This is a genomic window from Myxococcus hansupus (genome assembly GCF_000280925.3).
GTDB classification, from domain to species: Bacteria; Myxococcota; Myxococcia; order Myxococcales; family Myxococcaceae; genus Myxococcus; species Myxococcus hansupus.
On sequence record NZ_CP012109.1, the window covers coordinates 7,338,859 to 7,360,721 of the forward strand.

At 70.8% G+C, this 21,863-nt stretch carries 17 protein-coding genes; 8 read left to right on the plus strand and 9 right to left on the minus strand.

Translation table 11 applies throughout. The annotated features are described in order from the left end of the window. Positions 1–26: 26 nt before the first annotated feature. Positions 27–1,001, minus strand: a complete 975-nt coding sequence (locus A176_RS28705) for a nucleotidyltransferase family protein (protein WP_044889306.1) — start codon at positions 999–1,001, stop codon at positions 27–29. Positions 1,002–1,204: 203 nt separating this feature from the next. On the opposite strand from A176_RS28705, the gene A176_RS28710 reads away from it, so the two are divergent. Next, positions 1,205–3,967, plus strand: a complete 2,763-nt coding sequence (locus A176_RS28710) for an FG-GAP-like repeat-containing protein (protein WP_044889305.1) — start codon at positions 1,205–1,207, stop codon at positions 3,965–3,967. 56 nt (positions 3,968–4,023) lie between these two features. Here A176_RS28710 and A176_RS28715 read toward each other — a convergent pair whose 3' ends face one another. The 3 genes from A176_RS28715 to A176_RS28730 form a co-directional block, all read right to left on the minus strand. Beyond that, positions 4,024–4,458 carry a YciI family protein gene (locus A176_RS28715; protein ID WP_002638406.1) on the minus strand — a complete coding sequence of 145 codons (435 nt, stop codon included), beginning with the start codon at positions 4,456–4,458 and terminating at the stop codon, positions 4,024–4,026. A gap of 543 nt (positions 4,459–5,001) precedes the next feature. Beyond that, positions 5,002–6,042 carry a nucleotidyltransferase family protein gene (locus A176_RS28725; RefSeq protein ID WP_002638405.1) on the minus strand — a complete coding sequence of 347 codons (1,041 nt, stop codon included), beginning with the start codon at positions 6,040–6,042 and terminating at the stop codon, positions 5,002–5,004. 44 nt (positions 6,043–6,086) lie between these two features. Next, positions 6,087–7,574 carry an MraY family glycosyltransferase gene (locus A176_RS28730; protein WP_002638404.1) on the minus strand — a complete coding sequence of 496 codons (1,488 nt, stop codon included), beginning with the start codon at positions 7,572–7,574 and terminating at the stop codon, positions 6,087–6,089. Positions 7,575–7,842: 268 nt separating this feature from the next. Here A176_RS28730 and A176_RS28735 point away from each other — a divergent pair, with 268 nt between their 5' ends. Then, the gene (locus A176_RS28735) at positions 7,843–8,970 is read left to right on the plus strand and encodes an acyltransferase family protein (RefSeq protein WP_021781000.1); all 1,128 of its coding nucleotides are present in this window, start codon (positions 7,843–7,845) and stop codon (positions 8,968–8,970) included. Here the strand turns inward: A176_RS28735 and A176_RS28740 are convergent. Together A176_RS28740 and A176_RS28745 are read right to left on the minus strand one after the other, a co-directional pair. Further along, positions 8,924–10,825: an LTA synthase family protein gene (locus A176_RS28740; protein WP_002638402.1), complete on the minus strand. Its 1,902-nt coding sequence runs from the start codon at positions 10,823–10,825 to the stop codon at positions 8,924–8,926. The genes A176_RS28735 and A176_RS28740 overlap by 47 nt on opposite strands. Positions 10,826–10,978: 153 nt before the next feature. After that, positions 10,979–12,004: an ROK family protein gene (locus A176_RS28745; protein ID WP_002638401.1), complete on the minus strand. Its 1,026-nt coding sequence runs from the start codon at positions 12,002–12,004 to the stop codon at positions 10,979–10,981. Between the two features lie 225 nt (positions 12,005–12,229). Here A176_RS28745 and A176_RS28750 point away from each other — a divergent pair, with 225 nt between their 5' ends. Next, on the plus strand, positions 12,230–12,766 hold the full coding sequence (locus A176_RS28750; protein ID WP_002638400.1) for a DUF2780 domain-containing protein: 537 nt from the start codon (positions 12,230–12,232) through the stop codon (positions 12,764–12,766). Between the two features lie 9 nt (positions 12,767–12,775). Here A176_RS28750 and A176_RS28755 read toward each other — a convergent pair whose 3' ends face one another. From A176_RS28755 to A176_RS28765, 3 genes are read right to left on the minus strand one after another with little or no spacing between them, the layout of a single operon-like run. Then, a complete protein-coding gene (locus A176_RS28755; RefSeq protein WP_002638399.1) occupies positions 12,776–13,696 on the minus strand; it encodes a glycosyltransferase family 2 protein in 921 nt (306 codons plus the stop codon). Beyond that, positions 13,693–14,643, minus strand: a complete 951-nt coding sequence (locus A176_RS28760) for a glycosyltransferase family 2 protein (protein WP_002638398.1) — start codon at positions 14,641–14,643, stop codon at positions 13,693–13,695. The genes A176_RS28755 and A176_RS28760 overlap by 4 nt, the downstream gene beginning before the upstream one ends. Before the next feature lie 19 nt (positions 14,644–14,662). Next, positions 14,663–16,183 (minus strand): oligosaccharide flippase family protein, encoded by a 1,521-nt coding sequence (locus A176_RS28765; RefSeq protein ID WP_002638397.1) that lies wholly within the window; start codon positions 16,181–16,183, stop codon positions 14,663–14,665. A gap of 194 nt (positions 16,184–16,377) precedes the next feature. Here A176_RS28765 and A176_RS28770 point away from each other — a divergent pair, with 194 nt between their 5' ends. The 5 genes from A176_RS28770 (at position 16,378) to A176_RS28790 (ending at position 21,859) form a co-directional block, all read left to right on the plus strand. Continuing rightward, entirely contained in the window at positions 16,378–17,046 is a 669-nt protein-coding gene (locus tag A176_RS28770; RefSeq protein ID WP_002638396.1) for a class I SAM-dependent methyltransferase, read from the plus strand. A 6-nt stretch (positions 17,047–17,052) separates the two neighbouring features. Further along, on the plus strand, positions 17,053–18,201 hold the full coding sequence (locus A176_RS28775) for a glycosyltransferase family 4 protein (protein ID WP_002638395.1): 1,149 nt from the start codon (positions 17,053–17,055) through the stop codon (positions 18,199–18,201). Then, complete coding sequence (locus tag A176_RS28780) at positions 18,198–19,352, plus strand: glycosyltransferase family 4 protein (RefSeq protein WP_002638394.1); 1,155 nt, start codon at positions 18,198–18,200, stop codon at positions 19,350–19,352. The genes A176_RS28775 and A176_RS28780 overlap by 4 nt, the downstream gene beginning before the upstream one ends. 96 nt (positions 19,353–19,448) lie before the next feature. After that, positions 19,449–20,684, plus strand: coding sequence for a glycosyltransferase family 4 protein (locus tag A176_RS28785; protein WP_002638393.1), 1,236 nt, complete (start codon positions 19,449–19,451; stop codon positions 20,682–20,684). A 17-nt stretch (positions 20,685–20,701) separates the two neighbouring features. Further along, positions 20,702–21,859 (plus strand): glycosyltransferase family 4 protein, encoded by a 1,158-nt coding sequence (locus A176_RS28790; protein ID WP_002638392.1) that lies wholly within the window; start codon positions 20,702–20,704, stop codon positions 21,857–21,859. Positions 21,860–21,863 lie beyond the last annotated feature (4 nt).

Genomic DNA, 21,863 nt, shown 5'->3' on the forward strand with positions numbered 1-21,863 from the left:
GGGGCATGCCCGTCGAGCAGCCAGCCTTACTGGCCCGTGAGCAAGCGGCGCACCCGCTCCATCCCCTTGAGGGCGGACGTCTGTCCGGGGGTGCAGACAGGACCCACCACCGTCCTGTCCAGCAGCTCTCGCGTCGCCCTCCGCAGCGGCGGCAGCGCGGCCGTGGCGGCCGGGGCGGTCTCCGGAAACAGGCGCGTGACAATGGACAGGGACGTGTAGAGGGCCCGCTCCAGGCGCCACTCCGCGGCGCGGGACAGCAGCGCCGGCACATCCAACGGCCGCGAGTACACGCCGCCCATCCACTTCGCGCCGGTGACGAGCTCGCGCAGGTCGATGAAGGACACCCACGGCACCGCGTAGCCCTGGCGCGCGTGCTCCATCGCCGTCAGCAGCACCGCGTCCTCCAGGTCCGGGCGGAACAGGGAGGGGCCGTAGACGCGCATCGGCTTGGCGCGCTCGAGGATGCCCGCGGCCTGCTCGCGGCGCCGGGGCCCCAGCACGTCCGAGTAGAGCAGGATGACGGTGCGCCCGTCCGACACCACCTTCGTGGCGCCGCTGTTCTCGGTGTCGGGCTCCGGGACGAACTCGTGGTTGGCCAGGAAGCCGGCGAAGCCCTCCACGTCCAGGCGCTTCATCAGCATCTGAAGCTCGGGCACCGGCCGGAAGCCCACGTGGGGATAGAGCGTGTCCGCGAAGGACGCCGGTCCCATCAGCACCAGCTTGCGCCCCTCCAGCGCGCCCACGATGCGCTTGAAGTTCACGAGCTTCATCACGTTGTCGTTGACGGAGCCCTGGTAGATGCTCAGCAGCTTGTCCCGCGCCCACTCGGGAGCGTTGCCCGCGCCCAACCGGTATTCCAGGTTGTAGGCCGCCAGCGGCGCCAGGCCCTGGACGATGGCCCAATCCACGTACGCCTCCCACGGCGCCCCTCGCAGCGCGCCACGGGGCGGATCGAACGAGGAGAGCACGCGGAAGGTGTCGAGCAGACTGGCGGCGGACATGGCCACCCCCTTTAACGGTCCGGACACATGCCCTGCAACGCCCGCGAGACGTCACCCCCTCTGTGAACCATCCGTCACTCCCAGGCGCCAGGGATGAACATCCGACACCCGCAGGCCCTGGGGGGTGGGTCGCCGAACGCAGCCGAGTGAATACCTGGGCCGCCCGGTACGTCGCGGACCGGGCAGGCATTCGAGGAGGCGGCATGGCGCAGCAAGGAAGGTCGGATGGGCGGCCGGGCCGGTGGCTCACGCTCGGCGCACTGGGGTTGGCGGCGTGCACCAGCACGACAGCGCCCGAGGAACCCCCGGCGTACAACAACAGCACCGTCGACGAATCCGAGGCGCGGTGCGAGGTGCGCCCGCCCTTCGAACCGCACTTCGAGCCCGAAGTGGAGTGGGCCTGGACGGCCAGCCCCCTGGTGCCCACGCACATCAACGTGCAGACCACGCCCGTGGTGGTGGACGTCAACCAGGACGGCGTCCCCGACGTCGTGTTCAACAGCTTCGAGGGCTGGAACTTCAAGACGAATGGCGTGCTGCGCGCCATCAGCGGCGCGGACGGCTCGGACTTGTGGGCCGTCACCGACCCCGCCTACCGCACGCGAGGCTCGGCGACCGTGGCCGCGGGCGACATCGACGGCGACGGCAAGGTGGAGCTGTGCACCGTGCCCGAGAGCGCCCGGGGCATCATCTGTTTCGAGCACACCGGCGCCTTCAAGTTCCGCGCGGACGGCCCCCCGCTCGACTGGGGTGGCGTGTCCCTGGCGGACCTGGACGGTGACGGGTCGGTGGAAATCATCGCTGGCAACCATGTCTATGACAGCACCGGGACGCTCCGGTGGGTGGGCAGCGACGGCGTGGGCAGCCCGGTCAACGACACCGGCCCCCTCTCCTTCGCGGTGGACCTGGACGGCGACGGGTTCCAGGAGGTGGTGAACGGCCGCGCCATCTACCGGCATGACGGCACGCTCAAGTGCAAGGCCTCGGAGCTGGGGCATGGCCTGTCGGGCGTGGGCAACTTCGACGCCGGCCCCGAGGGCGAAGTGGTGGTGGTGTGGAACGGCCACGTGTCGTTGATGGACGCGAACTGCCGGGTGAAGTGGACCGTGCAGCACCCGGGCGGCGGCGTGGGCGGACCGCCCAACATCGCGGACTTCGACGGTGACGGTCAGCCGGAGATTGGCGTGGCGGGCGCGTCCCACTACGCCGTGTTCGAGGCGGACGGCCGGGTGAAGTGGCTGAGCCCGACGCGGGACCACAGCTCCAACCGCACGGGCTCGTCCACCTTCGACTTCGAGGGCGACGGCCGCGCCGAGGTCGTCTACGCCGACGAGACGGCGCTGCGCATCTACGACGGCGTCACCGGCGAGGTCCGCTTCGAGGCGCCGCACAGCTCCTGCACCGCCTATGAGAACCCGGTCGTCGTGGACGTGGACGGCGACGGCAACGCGGAAATCGTCGTCGCGCAGAACACGGCCTGCGGCTACGGGAGCTTCCAGGGCATCCGCGTGTACCGCGACCGCAAGGACGGCTGGGTGAACACGCGCCGAATCTGGAACCAGCACGCGTACTCCGTCACCAACGTGAATGACGATGGCACCATTCCCGCGCGCCCGGTGAGCAACTGGTTGGCGCCGGGTCTCAACACCTTCCGCACCAACAGCCAGGGCACGGGCGGCGTGCGGCCGTTCGCGGCGCCGGACCTCGTCATCGGACAGGTCACGTCCACCTGCGCGGGCGATGACGCGGTGCTGCTCCAGGCGCGGGTGCGCAACCAGGGCGATGCGCCGGCCTCGGCGGGTGTGAAGGTGGCCTTCTACCTGGACGGGATGGGTGAGAACGGCACGCTGCTCGGCGTGGCCACGGTGCCGCACACGCTGGGCGCGGGCGAGGAGACCTCCGTGGAGCTGGCGCTCGCTGCGCCCGCGGGCGGCTGGGTGCTGGTGTTCGCGTCGGTGGATGACGATGGCACCGGCACCGGACGGGAGCTGGAGTGCCGCGAGGACAACAACACCACCCGGGCCCAGGTGAAGATGGAGTGCTCGCCCAACGTGCCGCCGGTGGCGCTGTGCCGCGACGTCACGGTGGAGGCCGATGCCCAGTGCCGGGCGCGGGCCAGCGTGGATGACGGCAGTCACGACCCGGACGGGCAGCCCGGTCCCTTCACGGTGACGCAGTCGGGCTCCGGCGCCTTCGGCCTGGGACGGCACCCGGTGACGCTGACGGCCTTCGACGGCGAGGACAGCGCGGTGTGCACAGCCAAGGTGACGGTGGTGGACACGACACTGCCGTCCATCGTCTGCCCGGGGCCGCAGGTGCTGGAGTGCGTGGGCGGCGGCGCGGAGGCCACGTACACGGCCCGCGCGGAGGACAACTGCGGTCCGGTGCAGGTCGAGTGCACGCCGCCCGCGGGCTCACGGTTCCCGTTGGGTCGCTCGGTGGTGGATTGCAACGCGACGGACGGCTCCGGCAACGCGTGCGGCTGCGCCTTCTCCGTGACGGTGCGGGACACCCGCGCGCCCGTGCCGGGTGCATCCCGGGGCAAGCGGCTGTGGCCCGCGGACCACCAGTACCGCACGGTGACGCTGGCGGAGTGCGCTGCCCCGGCGAGGGACGCGTGCCTGGGCGAGCTGCCGCTGGAGCAGTACGGCCGCATCATCCGGGTGACGTCGGATGAGTCCGAGGACGTCCCGGGCATCTGCGACGGCACCACCTGCGATGACATCGACGTGCGGGTGAACGCCACGTCCGTGCAGCTCCGCGCCGAGCGCGACGACACCGGCGATGGCCGCGTCTACACGGTGCACTACGTGGTCGCGGACCCGTCCGGCAACCAGGCCGAAGGCCGCTGCACCGTGGAGGTGCCGCGCGACTCGGCGGGACAGCACGTCGTCGACAGCGGTCCCCAGTACTGCGTGGGCCAGGGCTGCGCTCCTGGATTGGGCGGCAGCCCGCTGTGCCCTTGAGGTGACAGTGGAAGGGGCGTGGAGCGAGGTCGCTCCACTGCCCCGCTTCCGCCGCGTCAGGAGCCGCGACGCTGGTCCAGCTCGGCGCGCAGCTTCTCCTCCCGGGCGCGCAACTCCGGCGTGAACTCGGCGCCGAAGTCTTCCAGTTCGTAGAAGGGACGGATTTCCAGGTCCGACTCCTCGCCGGGCATCGGGTCCGGGCAACGGCGCGCCCACTCCAGCGCCTCCTCCATCGACTTCACCTGCCAGATCCAATAGCCGGCCACGAGTTCCTTCGTCTCGGCGAAGGGACCGTCGATGACGCGCTTGGTTCCGTTCGAGAACCGGACGCGCTTGCCGGCGCTGCTCGGCTTGAGGCCATCTCCATCCAGAATCACCCCGGCCTTCACCAGCTCCTCGTTGAACTTGCCCATGGCCGCGAACATCTTCTCGTCGGGCATCACCCCGGCCTCGGAGTTCTTCGTCGCCTTCACGAGCACCATGACCTTCATCGCTGTGTCCTTTCGGTTGGGGGCCACTGCCCCGTTCTGAAATGGCGACGAATCAGCCGAACGCGGATCGACACGGCTCAGAGAAAATCGACACGGCGTCCGTGTGCGCCCAAAGGCTGAGGAAATTCAGCCACCTACGCAGCGGGGGCTTCAAAGGCAGCCACCCGAGGGGGCGGCTGAACAGCCGCGCCACGGCCTGTGGGACGAGCGCGTCTGTCTGAGCACAGGGATTTGGGCTTCGTCGCGTGCGCAACCTTGCGCCCACCCCGACTTTGACCGCCAGCGGAGGCCACTGGCGAAATCTCCCCTGGCCCACGTCACACAGCGGCGTGGCCACTCACGGAAGGCAGGCTCACATGAAGGCGATGCTTGCAGCACTGGCCGTCACGATGGGGATGCTGGCTGGCTGCGGTTCCATTCCCGCTGAAGAAACACCGCCGGAACCAGAGGGAGTCACTTCCGCGCAGCAGTCGTGTGAGTGCCACAATGACGGCTGCTGCTCCATATTGATTTGCCCGTACATAGACCCCGACTGCATCTGAATCAGGGGCGCCGCCATCTCGCCCGTACGGCATTCCGCGCGCGCCGGACGCCGTACCGGGCCACGGAGCCCATCCGTGGCGCCAGCAGCAGCTTCGCCGCCATCCATCCGGCGCGGCTGTCCAGGAGCGATGCCCCCAGGAGTCTCGCGTCGGAGAAGAAGCGCCGCGCGAGCACCTGCTGCCAGCGCGGCGGCGCCAGCGCCTCCAGCACCTCATCCGGAACGGGCGCCGAGAACAGCCGCCGCGCCGCATCCCACGCGTACCAGACGGCATGCGGGAACGCCGTGCCACGGGCCCGCTCCACCACGGTCCGCCAGTCCAGCCGGGCCTCCGACAGCGCCAGCAACTTCAAGTCGAAGAGCCACGCCAGCCGCTGCAACGCGTGGTTGCTCGCATGCAGCGCCAGGTACACGGCTTCGTCCTCGGGCCGCAGCCACCGCACGGCGCGCCCGTCCACCACCCCTGTCTCCGCGCGCGCCAGCAGCGCGTCCCCCTCCAGCGCCTCGCCCCAACCCGCGAGCGCACGGAAGTGCAGCTCCACCAGCCCCATCGGCCCTTCGAGCTCCAGGTGGTGGGAGTCCTCCTCGCCATGACGAGCGCCGTCGTCCCCCCGTGCCGACAGCCCCACGCGGGCCAGCGCCTGCACCGCGGCGCCGACGTCCGCACGGCCCACGAGCAGATCCACATCCGTGGTCGCTCGCTGCAGCGGGTCCGGATACAGCCGCAGCGCCAGCCCATACCCCTTGAGCAGCACCGGCACCTGCCCCACGGATGCCAACGCCTCCAGGCTCCGCAGCAGCAGCGTCTTCACCCGCAGCACCCGCGCCGCGTTCCCCAGGGACTCCCTGCGCAGGGATGTCCTCGCGGCCTCCGGCAACACCCAGCCCGCACGGGACACGGCATGGTCCACGAAGCCCACCAGCCCGTGCCCCACCGCCGCGCGGACGAGTCCGTCCGCCTCCGAGCCCTCCGGAGCAGCGCACGCCGGAACCTCCGGCCACGCCCGCAGCAGCGCGTGAAGCGCGCCCGTGCCCTCGGGCATCGCCTCCCTCCGCTGGGCGCGAGACGACGCTCGCCCCTCCCGCATCACTTCCTCAACGCGACGAGACGGCCGGGCTCCACGCTCACACGGGGACGCAGGCGCGCGGCGCTCTCCGCCACCGCGTCCGCGACCTGCTCCAGCGCCAGCTCCTCGTCGCGATTGATGGAGGACCGGCCATCGCGCCACACCAGCAGCATGGCGCCCAGCACCTCACCGCCATCCTTGATGGCGATGCTGACCTCGAAGGGCACGCCCGGCCCCGAGGGTCGCTGGGCCTCGAAGACAATGCCGTCGGAGAGCCCCGTCTCGAGGACGCGCTGGAAGCGCAGCTCCTGGCGCGACAGGCCCAGGGCGTCCGCTAGGGGGCGCACGCCGTTCCACACGGCCTCCAGCGACCCCGAGGCCCGAACGGCCCGGGTGACGTCCTTCACCATCGTCCGCAGCCACAGGTTGCGCTGACGCATCTGGTGCATGTTCTTCGCGCGGTGCAGGTCCAGGTAGCCCAGCCGGCGCATCAGCAACACGATGAGCGCGCCCACGCAGCACAGGAGCATCGCGCTCTCCGCGCTGTTGGCGTAGTTCAGGGCCAGCGCCACCAGCCCGAAGAGTCCACACACGGCATACAGCACCAACACCGTGGAGCGGTGGCTGAGCACCATCCGGCTCATCAACCGGTGATGGATGTGCTCACGGTCCGCGCTGAACATCGGCCGTCCCATGAGCGAGCGCCGCACCATGGCCAGCAGCGTGTCCATGATGGGCAGGCCCAGCGCCATCACCGGAACCAGCATGGCCACCGCCGTGCCGCTCTTGGTGCTCGTCTTGATGGACACCGCCGCCAGCACGAAGCCCAGGAACATGCTCCCCGTGTCCCCCATGAAGATGGAGGCCGGGTTGAAATTGAAGACGAGGAACCCGAGGATGGCCCCCGCCAGCGCCGCCATCAGCAGCGCCAGCAGGACGTCGCCGCGCGCGAGCGCCAGCAGGAAGTTGGTGCTGACGCCGAAGAAGGCCACGCCACCCGCGAGTCCATCCAGGCCATCGATGAGGTTGAGCGCGTTGATGACGCCCACCACCCACAGCACGGTGAAGGGCAGACTCAAGGCCCCCAGCACCAGCTCCGGTCCGAAGGGATTGGCGATGACGTCGATGCGAAATCCCATCGCATACAGCCCGAACGCCACCGCGAACTGGACGGTGAACTTCAGCCGCGCCCCCGCGCCCCGAAGGTCGTCGTAGAGGCCCAGCGCCACAATCACCGCGCCGCCCAGGAAGAGGCCCGCCACCAGGTCCGTGTGCGAACGGAAGTGGTGGCCCACGCCCGAGTCCACCAGGAACAACGCACACAGCGGCGCGAAGAAACCACCGACGATGCCCACCCCGCCCAGACGGGGAATGGGCCGCACGTGCACCTTCCGGCTGGAGTTCGCCTGGTCCAGCCATCCCCACGCCTGGGCCTGGTCGCGCACGAACCGCGTGAGCACCAGTGCCACCATCAGCGAGACGAAGAAGGCGACGAAAAGCGTAATCATGGGACGGGCACCGTCCCCCCATCGTGAAGGCCCGCGGCTCCACGCGTCAATGCACGCCAGGGTGCGATAGGTTTGTGAAGCAATGGGCCTTGCGGCCTCCCGCTCCCCGGCCGAGCAGGCAACGGCAGACGGCCTTCTAATCCGTCGAGCGCGAGCGGAGAAGCGTCACGGAAGGGGTACGAACAACCCCGTCACGCCGTCATGGACGACCTGGGTGCGGCGCCGGACGGGCCTGGCGGCTTCTCAGGGCCCACCGGCGTGAGTGAGAATGCTCCGGTCCCTCCTCGCCATGTCCGCCCCCTCCTCCCCCACGTTGCAGGCGTGCCTCGACTCCCGCCGCAACAACCTGGACGCCCTGCGCTTCGCGGCGGCGGCGGGGGTGCTGTTCAGCCACGCCTTCCCGCTGGGAGAAGGCACGGGGACGAAAGAGCCCCTGGAGGCGCTCACCCAGGGGCAACTGTCCCTGGGGCGGCTGAGCGTGGCGGTGTTCCTCATCATCAGCGGGGTGCTCATCACCCGGAGCTGGGAGCGGACCCCCGACGCGGTGCGCTTCACGTGGGCGCGCGTGCTGCGCATCTTCCCGGGGCTCGGGCTGATGCTGGTGCTGACGACGCTGGTGCTCGGCCCCGCCTTCACCCGCCTGCCGCTGGGGGACTACTTCGCGGCGCCGGACACCGCCCTGTACCTGCCGCGCAACTTCACGCTGCACTGGCTCCAGTGGCACCTGCCCGGCGTCTTCGAAACCAATCCCTACCCCAACGCCATCAACGGCTCGCTGTGGACCTTGAAGTACGAGGTCGGCTTCTACCTGCTGACGCTGGCGCTGGGCCTCGCGGGCCTGCTGCGCAAGGGCATGGTGGCTCTGGGCCTCGTGGGGGCGGCGACGGCCACCTTCGTGACAGGACGCCTGGGCTTCTGGCCGGAGCTGTACCTGTACTTCGGCGGCGGCGCGGCGCTGTACCTGTGGCGCGCGCGCGTGCGCATGAACCCGTGGATCGCCGTGGCGTGTGCGGTGGGGTGGCTCGTCACGGCCCGGCTCGGCGGCGGCTGCCGCATCGCCACCGGGCTGCTGGGCGGGTACGTGGTGCTGTACCTCGCCTTCCTGCCCTTGGGGCCGCTGGCGGACTTCGGCCGCCGGGGCGACCTCTCCTACGGCCTCTATCTCTACGCCTTCCCCGTCCAGCAGGTCGTCTCCGCGCTGCTGGGCCCCACCGCGTGGTGGGTGAACGCGGCGGTGGCCTTCCCGTGCGTGGTGCTGCTCGCGGCGCTGTCGTGGCGGTGGGTGGAGAAGCCCGCCTTGCGCCGCAAGGACCGGCCCCCCGCGTGGGCGCTCCGCGCTGGGTCCGCCATCACGGCGCGTCCGCTGACACCGCGTCCAGGGAATGAATCGCGCTGAAGTTGTCGCCCGCGAGCCGGTCATACGTGAGCAGGCGGTAGCGACGCAGCCAGTCCTCCCAGGAGCCCGGTGCGGGCGTCCCCGCGTCCTTCTTGTCCACGGGCAGGTACTCCCCCTTGGCGGAGCGCAGCAGGTCGCCTCGGACCACGGGCAGCACCGTGGACATCTCCGAGACGAAGGCGAAGAAGCCCGGAAGCGGCAGCCCGGCCAGCTCGAGGATGCGCGGCGGGAGCATGCTGATGCTCAGGTGGAGGTCCTCCCGGGGCGCGGCGAAGTTCGTCCAGAGGACGACGGGGACCTCGGCCATGCGCTCGCGCTGCGCGTCCGTCCACGGGTCATGAAAGAAACCCGCCTCCCGGTAGGCCGCGTAATCCGAGCCCAGCATCGGCAGGTGGTCACCGAAGACGACGACCAGCGTCTTGCGCTTGCGTGACGCCAACTGCGTCAGCAGCCGCTCCATCGCCTTGTCCGCCTGCCGCAGCTTGTGCACGTAGTTCTTCAGCAGCAGCCGGCTGTCCGCCGAAAGCCGGTCGCCCAGGACGTCAATCTTCTCCTCCCCCGTGAGGGGCAGGTTGTAGGGGCCGTGGGTGGACATCGTCACGGCCATGAGGAAGCGCGGCTGCCGCTCGTCGGCGAGCTCCTGGAGGATGCGGTCGACGACCTCCTCGTCGGACACCCAGGGCCCTTCGAGCCGCGGCGACGGAAAGTCGGTGAGCGACTGGAACGAATCGAAGCCCAGCAGCGGGTACACCACGTCCCGGCTCCAATAGAAGGAATGGAACGGGTGGATGGCCACGGTGCGGTAACCCGCGCGCCGGAACAGCGACGGCAGCGCGTCCACCGGCTTCAACACGTAATGCTGGTAGGGCACCGAGCCCTCGGGCGCAAAGGACGAGGACATGCCCGTGAGCAGCTCGAACTCGGCGTTGGCCGTGCCGCCACCGAAGGCCGGGCTGACGAGCTGGCCCGAGCTGTGGTCCTGCATGAGCGAGCGCAGGTAGGGCAGCGGGTCCTCGCTGAACGAGACGCCCAGCCGCGTCGGGTCCCAGAGGGACTCCGCCATGATGATGACGACGTCGACGGGCGCTTCGGGCGCGGTCGGCACCCACGCCGGATTGCTTCCCAGCGCCGCGTGGACCTGGGCCTGGGAGTACTCCCCGCCCGGCTCCAGCCGCAGCCCCTCCCAGTTCCAGAGCATCATCAGCGTGAGCCCGTTCATCTGGAAGTTGGACCGCTGGTCCCACACCTGGTGGTAGATGCCGAAGCGGTTGAAGGCGCGCCGGATGGGCAGGTGCTGCTGGAAGATGATGACCAGCAGATACGCCAGGGAGACCAGCGCCACGTTGCGGCGCCCGGCCTTGGGCAACGGATACCGCGGCTGCCCTCGCGCCACCCCGCGCGCCATGAGGCCCAGCACGGCCACCATGAGCAGCCCGGAGCCGATGGCGGCGAGGGCGCCGCCACCCGGCACCAGCGTGGGCGCCAGCGACGTCACCTGCCGCCACTCCAGGAAGTCCCAGGGCATCAGCGGCCGGTCGATGAGCTGCACCTTCCGGATGTGGAGCGTCAGCGAGAACAGCATCCCCGACGCCACCAGGGCCAGTGAGATGCCCAGCCGGTTGGTGAGCGCCCACAGCACGCTCATCACCGCCGCGACGACGCCCACGCTGAGGAGCATGGACAAGCCGTTGCGCTGGGTGATGCTTTCGAGCCCCGTCGAGGAGAAGACCGCGATGGTCAACTCCATGGCGCCCACGAGCACCATCGACGCCAGGATGACACCCACCAACGGCCACAGGTTGGAGCGCGGCTTCTGGAAGAAGAGGGTTTGGGGAATCCTAGGACGGCGTGCCAACGACAGGTCCCTCCAATCGACCCGTGACGATGAAGCCGCCGAGCCTACCTGACAGGCCCCGTGGCATTCCATGAGGCTGCGAACCCACCGACGCGGGCTGCCACACTGAGTGCGGGCGGGCACGCAGCGGAGCGCCTTCTCACGGCCGGCGCCTCATTTCATCGGAGGCTGAGCCAACAGCGCGGCGCCAATGGCACCGGAAAGTTCGCCCAGCTCGGCGACACACACGGGCGGCTGGCGCTCCGGGACGAAGATGTGCGGCCGCATGGCTTCGTGGATGCGGCTGGCGTACTCGGGACCCAGGCGCGTCCCCAACCCACCGCCGAGCACCACGGCCTCCACGTCCAGCAGGTTGATGGCGGAGGCGAGCCCCGCGCCGAGCATCCGCACCGCGCGGTCGATGAGCCAGGTGGCCAGCGCGTCCTCCTGCGCCAGCGCCCGGGCCCAGATGCTGCTCGTCAGCCGGGAGCGGCCCTTCTTCCGCATCAAGTCGAAGAGGTCCGTCTTCTCACCCCGGCGCACGGCCTTGTGCGCCCGGCGCTCCATGGACGCGCGGCCCGCGTAGGCCTCCAGACACCCGCGCCGGCCGCACCCGCACCGGGCGCCGCCGAGCTTCACCACCATGTGCCCCACCTCGCCCGCGGCGCCGCGCCCTCGCCAGGGCACGCCGTCCAGCACCAGGCCGCCGCCCACGCCCGTCCCCCACCAGACGCCCAGCAGCGAGCGGTAGGGCCGCCCCGCGCCCAGCCGGTACTCCGCGGCCACGGCCACCTGGACGTCGTTGCCCAGCACCACGGGGCATCCCGCCCGCGCGCTCAAGTCCCCGGCGACGGGGTACGGCGTGCTCCACCCCCGCCCCACGTTGCTGACATGGCCCAGGGTGCCCTCGTTCGCGTTCACCGCGCCGGGTGCTCCCACGCCCACGCCCAGGAGCTGCCGGGGCGTCGTTCCCGCGGCGCGCGCGGCCTCCTCCAGCGTCTCGTGGACCGCCCGTACCACGTCACCGGGCTCGCCGTCGGAGGGCGTGGGGTGGCGCATCTTCCCCAGGACGGAGCCGGCCCGGTCCACCACCACGGCCTCGATTTTCGTGCCCCCCAGGTCAACCCCGCCCCAGCACTCCTCGGTGCTCCGGCCCTTCGCCTTCCTGCGTCCTGGCTCCGCCGTGTTCGACTCCCGCATCTCACGCCTCCGGCCGTGGGTGGGCATGGCGTCCGCGCCCCCAGGCGAAGATGCGCAGTCCCGTCCAGCGCGCCGAAGGGGGCGGGCAGGCAGGGGAGCGTCCGGCCTCTGTGGCCTCCCGGCCTGTCCGTGAGCAACGCTTACCTACCAACGCCTCCGCGCCTGCTCGCGCGGCCCGCTAGAAAGGCGCTCCACACACGGACGCGCGGCAAGAAAGGACCTGGGATGGACCTCATCGGACAGCTTTCACAGCAGCTTGGCGTGAACGGGACACAGGCGCAGGGGCTGGCGGGCTCCCTGCTGAAGCTGGTGCAGGGCACGGTGAAGGAGAAGCTGGGGCCCGACGCCTCGGACCAACTGGGTCAGGCCATTCCGGAGATGGAGGGCTGGCAGCAGGCCCCCAGCACCACCTCCGCGCCGCAGACGGCGCCGGACGCGGGCGGCGGTTTGATGGGCGCCCTGGGCAACCTCATGTCCGGTCAGGAAGGCGGCACCGGCGGGATGATGAGCGCGCTGGGCCAGGCTGGCGACGTGGCGGCCGTGGTGGCGCTGCTGGGCCGCTTCAACATCGACGCGAGCAAGGCGTCCCTGGTGGCCCCCCTGCTGCTCAACTTCCTCAAGTCGCGCCTGGACCCCGCGCTCGTGGGCCGCATCCTCTCGGTGGTCCCGATGCTGAGCGGCGGCGGTGCCGGCGGGGGCAATACGCCCGGCGGAGGGGGCCTGGGAGGACTGCTGGGCGGACTGATGGGCGGCGGGCGCTGAGCCCAAGGCTCAGCGGCGGAGCACCCGCTGGCGCACGGCGGACGCGAGCGTCCACGGCAGGAAGCCCAGCATGTAGCGCCAGCGGGGCAGCTCGAAGTGCGGCGGCAACGCGCGCCGGTACAGGTCCAGCGCCAGGGCTTCCCGGCGCTGGGACAGCAACCACAGCGACACGTGGCGCGCGCCGTAGAGCAGCATCTCCAACCGCTCGCGCCTGCGGGCGTCGCCGCCGGGGTAGCGACCGTGGAGCTCCTGCTCCAGCAGGTACACCGCGCCCCGGTACGCCGACTCCATCCCCGTGGACGTCGAGCCCGCGTGCTTCCGGTAGCCCACCACCGCGGGCGCTCGCACCCAGGCGAAGCCCGGCTCGGTGCCCATCCGGTACAGCAAGTCGTAGTCCTCGCCGCTGATGCGCGCGTGGGTGAAGCCGCCCACGCGCCGCAGCGCCTCCGTGCGCACCGCGAGCACGCAAGCGGTGCGAGGCGTCCGGTCCTCGGCGCTCGCCAGGTAGTCCGCGAAGCGCAGCACGTGGAGCGGCTCACGTGTCACGCGCGCCAGCGAGTCCGGCTGGGAGAAGTCCACCGACGAGCCCAGCACCAAGGTGGTGCCCGGGGCCTCCTGGAGCACCTGCCGATACGTCGCCAGGGTCCATGGGAACCACAGGTCGTCGCTGTCCAGGAAGGCCACGTATTCGCCCCGGGCCTCCTGGATGCCCAGGTTGCGGGCCGCGCCGGGCCCCGCGTTGCGCTGCTGCAACACCCGCACGCGTTCGCCGTACCGGGCCAGCGTCTCCAGCGTGTCGTCGGTGGAGCCGTCGTCCACCACGAGCACCTCGAAGTCCTGCTCCTCCTGCGCGAACACGCTGGCCAACGCCGCCTCCAGCAGGCGCGCGCGGTTGTACGTGGGGATGATGACGGAGAAGCAGGGCTTCATACGCGGGCGCTCAAGCCCATCCGCGAGATGCCCATGAAGGTGGACAGTTGCTTGCGGTACTCCGGGAGGCTCATGCGTCCGCGCAGCAGCGTCTGCGTCAGCACCGCCGAGTTGTACGGCAGCGTGCCCACCAGGATGGCGCGCAGGGCCGCCTCGTGCAGCCGGCCATGGTGCTTGCGGAAGTACGCCAGCCGCGTGCGCCACAGCTCGATGCGCACCTTGTCCGGGCCGCGCTCGGAGGGACGGAAGGAGCGGCTCGTCAGGTGCGTGATGACGGCCTCCGGACAGAAGGCCACCTCCCATCCCGCCTGCCAGGCCCGGGCGCACCAGTCGGTGTCCTCGGTGTTGCCCAGGGGGGACATCGCCTCGTCCAGCAGCCCCACCTCCGCGAGCGCCTCCTCGCGCACGACGATGCAGGCGCCCAGCACCCAGTTCACCCGCGCCTCCTCGTGGCCGTACTGCGCCGGGTCGACGGCCAACTGCTTGAGGAAGTGGAGCGTGCGCGGCAGGAAGACGATGTCGAAGAGCTGCCCCGCCAGCGACATGGGGCGGAAGGTGCAGTTCTGGATGGAGCCGTCCACGTTCAACAGCCGCGCGCCCGCCATGCCCACGCGGGGGTTCTCATCCATGAAGCGGACCAGCGCGTCGAACGCGCCCTCATGGACGATGGTGTCATCGTTGAAGATGCAGAAGTGACGGCCACGCGCCTGGCGGAGCACCTGGTTGTGGTTGGCGGAGAAGCCCTTGCGCTCCGTGTTGAAGAGCCAGTGCACCTGGGGGAAGTCGCGCCGCATGGCGTCCACGCCGCGTCCGCCGGTGGCGTTGTCCACAATCCACACGTCGAAGGTGATGTCGCGCGTCGTCGCGTAGAGCGTGCGCAGACAGTCGTGCAGCAACTCCGGGTTGCTGTGATTGACGATGGAGATGACCAGGTCGGGCTTCTTCATCAGGTCTCCCGCGCTCCGCTCACGTCGATGCCGGGCCCACCGGAGCCAGCCTCGCGGCCCTCCGTGCCCGGATGAATTCGAGGATGTGCCGCAGCTCGCCCAGCAATGGCAACGTGCCCGGGAGCCGTTCGCGGACATACACCCATGCGCTGAACAGCCCCGCCCCCACAAACGCCTGCGCCCACACGCCCTCTGGTACGAGGCTGCGTGCCGCCGTACACGCCGCCAGCAGCACCAACCCCAGCGTGACGAGCGGCTCCACCACCTGCCGCGTCAGCCCGCCCATCGCCGGGTTGAGCCGCTGCACCAGCAGGGCCGTCACCCACACTTCTACCAGCCCCACCAGCACGCCCACGGGTCCAATGCCCGCGAGGCCAAAGCGCTGGATGGCCCAGGTGCCCAGCGCCCACTTCGCCACGCCCACGCCCACCACCACCGCCAGCCGCTCCCAAGGCCGGCCACCCGCGTTCTGCGCCGTGGCCAGCAAGCCCACCAGCGTGGTGAGGATGCACTCCATGCTGAACCACTGCACCAGCACCACCGCGGACAGCCACCGCGTGCCGAAGAAGAACGGCACCGCCACCGGCATCGCCAGCACCGCGAAGGGAATGGCGATGAGCAGCACCGCGGACAACCGGCGCAGCGACGTGCGCAGGTACTCGGCGAAGCCCGCGGGGTCATCCTGGAGGCGGCAGTAGGCCGGGAAGGCCACGCGGTTGAGCACCACGCTCAGCATCATCGGCGTGGAGGCCAGCGCCCAGGCCCAGTTGACCAGACCCACGGCCTCCTTTCCCAGGAGGTGCCCCACCACCAGCGGCACCCAGCCCGCCACCATCGCGGCCACCAGTGGGGGAAGCTGGAACGCCAGTCCGAAGCCCAACAGCCGCTTGAGCACCTCCACGCGGAAGTGCCCCTGGGGCCGCCAGGGTGACGCCCACGCGATGCACGCCAGCCCCACCGCGCCGCGCACCAGCCCGCCCAGCGCCAGCGCCCACGCGCCGAAGCCGAGCGCCGCCAGGGAGATGGTGGTGATGACCTGCGCCACGTTTTCAATCAGCTCGGCGCGGGCGATGACGGAAAACGCCAGTTGGCGCTCCAGCGCCATCAGCGGAATCACGCGCAACGAGGACAGGAAGAGCCCCAGCGCCAACGCCCACACCATCGGCACGGCGGCGTCTCCCAGCGCGTAGCCTCGCGTGAGGGCGGGCGCCAGGAGGCAGACGGTGGCCACGACCACCGCGGTGAGCGCTTGATGGCACCAGAAGATGGTGAACGTCTCGTCCCGCGTCGGCTCGTGCGCCTGACGCACCAGCGCCGCGCTCAGACCCAGGTCCCCCAGGAAGACGCCCAGGGACGCCGCGTAGGACACGATGCCGAACAGGCCGTAGTCGGACGGGAAGAGCAGCCGGGACAGGAACAGCGCGCTCACCACGCGCAGGCCCTGCGACGCCACCGTGCGCAGCGCCAGCACGAACATGCCCTTCAGGGCGCGCGCCTTGACTTCGACGGCGGTGGCTTCGGGGGCGGCGGTCGCGTTCATGGTCCTGGGCGGCCCGCCCCGGGGACTTGGGAAAGGCCAGCGCGCGGGCACGCGCAGGAGCGGAAATGGTAGCGACAGCGCTCGGGCCCCACAAGCAACGCGAGTCCTCCCTGGGGCCTCCAGGCGTGCCCGCCTGCCTGGAGGGCCGCGCCAGGGTTGCCCTGCCCGGAGCCCCGAGGCTACGGTCCGCCCGCATGCTCTCCGGCGGAAAGCTCTTCCAATTCCTGAAGCGCGAAGTCCTCGTGGGCGAGCACGAGGTGCTCCACCGCACGCTGAAGGAGGCACTGGTCGGCACGTGTGACAGCGTGCTGGACATCGGCTGTGGCTCGCGATCGCCGCTGCACAGCTTCTCCCACCTGATTCCGCACACCGTGGGCGTGGATGGACACCCCACCAGCATCGAGCGCAGCCGGGCCGCGGGCATCCACCGCGAATACCACTGCATGGATTTGCTGGACGCGGGCAAGCGCTTCGGCCCGAAGAGCTTCGACGCCGTCGTCGCGCTGGACGTCATCGAGCACTTCGAGAAGCAGGACGGCTTCCGCCTGCTGGAGATGATGGAGTCGATGGCCCGCAAGCGCGTCATCATCTTCACGCCCAACGGCTTCCTCCCCCAGGACGAGTGGGACAGCAACATCCACCAGGTGCACCGCTCCGGCTGGGAGGTCTACGACTTCGAGCTGCGCGGCTACCAAGTCACCGGCATGAGCGGTTGGAAGCCCCTGCGCGGCGACTACGCGATTCCGAGCATCCGGCCCCTCCGCCTGGGCAGCCGCCTGTCCATCCTCACCGAGCCCTTCGCCACGCGCTGGCCGCGCCACGCGTTCCAGCTCCTCGCCGTCCGGGACATGGGAGCCTCCTGAGCCCGTATGTCCGCCGCGTCCACCGGTCCCGCGTGGCACCTCCTCACCGGCGAGTATCCGCCCGACCCGGGCGGCGTCAGTGACCACACGCGGCAGGTGAGCCACGCGCTCGCCCGTGCCGGCCAGGAGGTCCACGTCTGGGCCCCCGGCGAGGGCGGCGTGCATGCCGACGGCGGCGTCACCGTCCACCGCGTGCCAGGGCTCCTGACGCCCCGAGGGCTGCCCGCGTTGTCGCGCGGCCTGGATGCGTGTCCCGGTCCCAGGAGGTTGCTGCTCCAGTACGTGCCACACGCCCTGGGCCTGAAGGCGATGAACGTCCCCTTCTGCGCCTGGTTCGCCGCGCGTCAGAGGGAGGAGCGGTGGGTCTACTTCCACGAGGCGGTGTTCCCCTGGGAGCCTCGCGCGCCCTGGCTCCACCACGTCCTCGCGGGCGTCACGCGCGTGATGGCGCGCACGGTGGCGAGCAACGCGGACCGGGTCTTCGTCTCCATTCCCCAGTGGGCGGCGCACCTGCCCGGACGCGTGCGTCCGGATGTCCGTTGGCTTCCGATTCCCAGCAACCTGCCCGTCGAGGTCACCCCGGATGACGTGGGGACGCTCCGCGCGAGGCTCGGCGCGGGTCCGTGGCTGGGCCACTTCGGCACCTATGGACGCCCCATCGCCGAGCCGCTGGAGGCCGCGCTGGTTCCCCTGCTCCAGCACGATGAAACACGTCGCGCCCTGCTCATGGGACGCGGCAGCCGCGCGTTCGTCGAGCGCGTGGTGGCGCGACATCCCGGACTGCAAGGCCGACTGGAGGCACGGGACTCCCTCTCCTTCGAGGACCTGGCGGTGCACCTGTCCGCGTGCGACGTGCTCCTGCAGCCATACCCAGACGGCGTGAGCACGCGGCGAACCACCGTCATGGCGGGCCTGGCGCTGGGCGTGCCCGTGGTCACCAACACCGGGCACCTCACCGAGCCCCTGTGGCAGTCCCTCGAGGTCGTGGCCCTCGCGGAGGGCACCGCGCCCTCGGCGTTGGTGGAACGCGCGGAGTCGTTGCTGGCTCGTGCGGAGTCGCGGCAGGCATTGGGCCAACGCGCCGCCCGCGTCTACCGCGAGCGCTTCTCGCTGGAGCGGACGGTGGAGACCCTCCTTCACCCCGAGCAGCCATGACGCCGCCGCGACTGGCCTTGCTGATGGACCCTCGCGAGGAGGGCTGGCCCAGCATGGACCTGGTGGGCGAGGCCCTTCTGGAGGGGCTGACCGCGCTGACGCCCCAGGTCCACGCACGGGCCCTCCGGCCGAGGATGCCCGCCGTGCTGCGGAGGCTTCCTCGCGTCGGCACGCGCAACGCGGCCTTCAACGCGGACCGGGTCCTCACGCGCTTCGGGCTCTACCCGGGACGGGCCCTGCTCGCTCGCGGCCAGTACGACGCCTTCCACATCGTGGACCATTCATACGCGCAGCTCGTGCATGCGCTGCCCGCCGCACGCACCGGCGTCTACTGCCACGACCTGGATGCCTTCCGCTCCCTGCTGGAGCCGGAGCGCGAGCAGCGCCCCGCGTGGTTCCGAGCCATGGCCCGCGCGCAGCTCGCGGGGCTGGAGCGAGCCGCCATCGTGTTCCACAACTCGCAGGCGGTCCGCGCGGAGCTGCTGGCGCACGGAGTGGTGCCCGAGTCCCGGCTCGTCTGGGCCCCCCTGGGCGTGTCCCCCGAGTACCGGCCAGCGCCCGTGGCGGGACACGCTGACCTGAGCGAAGCCGTGCTCGCGCCGCTGGGCGGCCGCCCCTATCTGCTCCACGTCGGCAGCGCGATTCCACGCAAACGCCTGGATGTGCTCTTCGCCGTCTTCGCCGCGATGCGAGCCCGTCATCCGGCGCTGCGGCTGGTGCAGCAGGGAGGCGCGCTGACGGCGGCCCAGCGCGCGCAAGTGGACGCGCTGGGCATTGGCGATGCGCTGCTCCAACCCGCTCGGCAGGAGCGAAGCACGCTGGCGGGACTCTACCGGCGCGCGTCGGCCGTCCTGGTGACGAGCGAGGCGGAGGGCTTCGGGCTCCCCATCATCGAGGCGCTCGCCTGTGGCGCCTCCGTGGTGGCCAGTGACCTGCCCGTCCTTCGCGAAGTCGGAGCGGACGCGTGCACCTACGCGCCCGTGGGCGACGTGCCCGCATGGGTGGATGCCGTGACGTCCGTGCTCTCCACGCCGGGTGCGCGGCCCTCGCGTGCGACGCGGCTGGCGCGTGCATCGCACTTCACCTGGGAGGCGCACACGCGAACCATTCTGGACGCCTATCTCGGACTGCTGGACGGACACAGGCGGTGACTCGCACGTGCGCGCCCCCTTGGGGCGTTCGTTGGCGTCCATCCTCCCGTGGCATGTCTTGACCCCGCGAGACGTGTTTGCTTCGGTCCCGAGGCCGTGCGCATCCTCTTCCTCAATCCCGTGGGCATCCTTGGCGGCGCCGAGCGCGCGCTCCTGGATTTGATGGCGTGCTTGAAGCAGCAGGACGTGGCGCTGTCGCTCCATCTCCTGGCGGGGACCGCGGGGCCCTTGCTCGATGAAGCCCGTGCGCTGGGCGTGGACGCGCGGCTGCTTCCCCTGCCTGCCCACCTGTCCTCATTGGGCGACAGCGCGCTGCGCGGACGCGGTCCTCTCGAAGCCCTGCGCTTCGCGCGCCAACTCGCCCCCGCGCCCGGCCTCCTGGCGGACCATGGGCGTGCGCTGCGCCGGGACGTGCGCGAGGTGGCGCCGGACCTGGTGCATTCGAACGGCATCAAGACGCACCTGCTCAGCGCCGCCACGGCGGGACTGCGGCTGAAGCGGGTCTGGCACATCCACGACTTCCTGGGCGAGAGGCCCCTGGTGCGCGGCGCCTTGCGAGTCCTCTCCCCGCTCGCGGACGCGGCCATCGCCAACTCCCAGGCCGTGGGAGATGACGCGAAGTCGGTGCTGTTCCGAGTGCCCGTGCACGTCGTCTACAACGGCGTGGACCTCGCGAACTTCTCGCCCGGCCCTTCCGAAGGCGCGTGGCTGGACGGGCTCGCCGGGTTCCCCGAGGCCCCAGAGGGCACGCTCCGCGTGGGGCTGGTGGCGACCTATGCCCGGTGGAAGGGACAGGATGCGTTCATCGAGGCCACGGCGACGCTGACGCGCCTGCACCCCGCCCTGCCCGTGCGCTACTTCCTGGTGGGCGCACCGATCTACCAGACGCCGGGTTCGCAGTTCTCGGAGGAGGAGCTGCGCCGGCTCATCGCGTCCCGAGGCCTGTCGGACCGCATGGGGCTGGTGCCCTTCCAATCCCACCCCGCCCGCGTGTACCGGGCCCTGGACGTCTTCGTTCACGCCAGCACGCGAAGGGAGCCCTTCGGCCTCACCATCGCGGAGGCGCTCGCCTGTGGCCGGCCCGCCATCGTCTCGCGCGAGAGCGGCGCGGCGGAGGCGCTCACGCAGGGCGTGGACGCACTGATGATTCCTCCGGGCGACGTTCACGCGCTGGTCGATGCGCTGCGCGCCCTGCTGGAGAACCCGGCGCTCCGGGAACGGATGGGCACGGCCGCGCGAAAGACCGCGGCGGCGCGCTTCTCTCGGGAACGCTACGCGAGTGAGATCCTCGCGCTGTACCGCTCGCTCGTGCCCGGCGCTTCCGCGACTTGAAGTAGAGTTCCCGTCCCGTGAAGCGGACACGCAGGCTCATCACCCTCTCCCACTCGTATGTCGTCGGCCTCAACCGGCGCCTCGCCAACGAGATGGCGCGCGTGGGCGAAGGCGCGTGGGACGTCACCACGCTGGCCCCCCGCTTCTTCCACGGGGACTTGAGTCCTCTCACGCTGAGGCTCGAACCCGGCGAGGCCGCGCGGACCGAGGGCGTTCGCGCGTTCTTCAGCCGCTCGCTGCACACGTTCCTTTACGGGCCAGAGCTCCGGGCACACCTCGCGCGCGGCGCGGACCTGGTCCACGTCTGGGAAGAGCCCTACGTGCTGGCCGGGTTGGAAGCCGCCCTGCTCACTCCGCGGCATGTGCCGCGCGTGTTCTGCAGCGCGCAGAACCTCTCAAAGCGCTACCCGCCGCCCTTCGCGCAGGCGGAGCGCTTCGTCGTCCAGCGGTCGGCGGGCTGGGTGGCCTGGGGCGAAACCGTGCGGGACAACCTGCTCACCCGTCCTGGCTACGCCGAGCGCCCCTCACGCTTCATCCCCATGGGCGTGGACGTGGAGCTGTTCCGCCCAGACCGCGCAGCGGGTGCGTCCCTGCACCAGGAGCTCGGGTGGACCGAAGCAGGTCCTCCCGTGGTGGGGTACCTCGGCCGCTTCGTGCCGGAGAAAGGGGTCCCGCTGCTGATGGCCGCACTGGACGCGCTCGCTACGCCCTGGCGAGCGCTCATCGTAGGCGGCGGCCCCATGGAGGAAGCGCTGCGCGGCTGGGCGGCGCGGCATGGCGACCGGGTGCGCGTCCTCACGGGCGTCCCGCACACGGGCGTGCCTCGCGCGCTCAATGCCATGGACCTGCTGTGCGCCCCGAGCCAGACGACCCCGAGGTGGCGCGAGCAGTTCGGCCGCATGCTCGCGGAGGGCTTCGCGTGCGGAGTCCCCGTGCTCGGCAGCGACTCGGGAGAAATCCCGCGCACCGTGGGCGACGCGGGCCTCGTGCTGCCGGAAGCCTCCGTGTCCGCATGGACAGGCGCGCTCGCTGACTTGCTGGAGAGTCCTCAGCGACGGCGCGAGCTGGCCGAGCGAGGCCGCGAGCGCGCCGTGACGCGGTTCTCCTGGCCCGTGGTCGCGCGGGCCCACCTGGACTTCTTCGACGCGGTGCTGGACGGGAAGCGTCAGGACTGACGCC

Bases quoted from the DNA above. Each gene is read 5' to 3' on its own strand.
- A176_RS28715 (WP_002638406.1), bottom strand. From the start codon at position 4,458: ATGAAGGTCATGGTGCTCGTGAAGGCGACGAAGAACTCCGAGGCCGGG.
- A176_RS28770 (WP_002638396.1), top strand. From the start codon at position 16,378: ATGCTCTCCGGCGGAAAGCTCTTCCAATTCCTGAAGCGCGAAGTCCTC.
- A176_RS28755 (WP_002638399.1), bottom strand. From the start codon at position 13,696: ATGAAGCCCTGCTTCTCCGTCATCATCCCCACGTACAACCGCGCGCGC.
- A176_RS28765 (WP_002638397.1), bottom strand. From the start codon at position 16,183: ATGAACGCGACCGCCGCCCCCGAAGCCACCGCCGTCGAAGTCAAGGCG.
- A176_RS28725 (WP_002638405.1), bottom strand. From the start codon at position 6,042: ATGCCCGAGGGCACGGGCGCGCTTCACGCGCTGCTGCGGGCGTGGCCG.
- A176_RS28780 (WP_002638394.1), top strand. From the start codon at position 18,198: ATGACGCCGCCGCGACTGGCCTTGCTGATGGACCCTCGCGAGGAGGGC.
- A176_RS28735 (WP_021781000.1), top strand. From the start codon at position 7,843: ATGCTCCGGTCCCTCCTCGCCATGTCCGCCCCCTCCTCCCCCACGTTG.
- A176_RS28710 (WP_044889305.1), top strand. From the start codon at position 1,205: ATGGCGCAGCAAGGAAGGTCGGATGGGCGGCCGGGCCGGTGGCTCACG.
- A176_RS28760 (WP_002638398.1), bottom strand. From the start codon at position 14,643: ATGAAGAAGCCCGACCTGGTCATCTCCATCGTCAATCACAGCAACCCG.
- A176_RS28750 (WP_002638400.1), top strand. From the start codon at position 12,230: ATGGACCTCATCGGACAGCTTTCACAGCAGCTTGGCGTGAACGGGACA.
- A176_RS28745 (WP_002638401.1), bottom strand. From the start codon at position 12,004: ATGCGGGAGTCGAACACGGCGGAGCCAGGACGCAGGAAGGCGAAGGGC.
- A176_RS28730 (WP_002638404.1), bottom strand. From the start codon at position 7,574: ATGATTACGCTTTTCGTCGCCTTCTTCGTCTCGCTGATGGTGGCACTG.
- A176_RS28705 (WP_044889306.1), bottom strand. From the start codon at position 1,001: ATGTCCGCCGCCAGTCTGCTCGACACCTTCCGCGTGCTCTCCTCGTTC.
- A176_RS28775 (WP_002638395.1), top strand. From the start codon at position 17,053: ATGTCCGCCGCGTCCACCGGTCCCGCGTGGCACCTCCTCACCGGCGAG.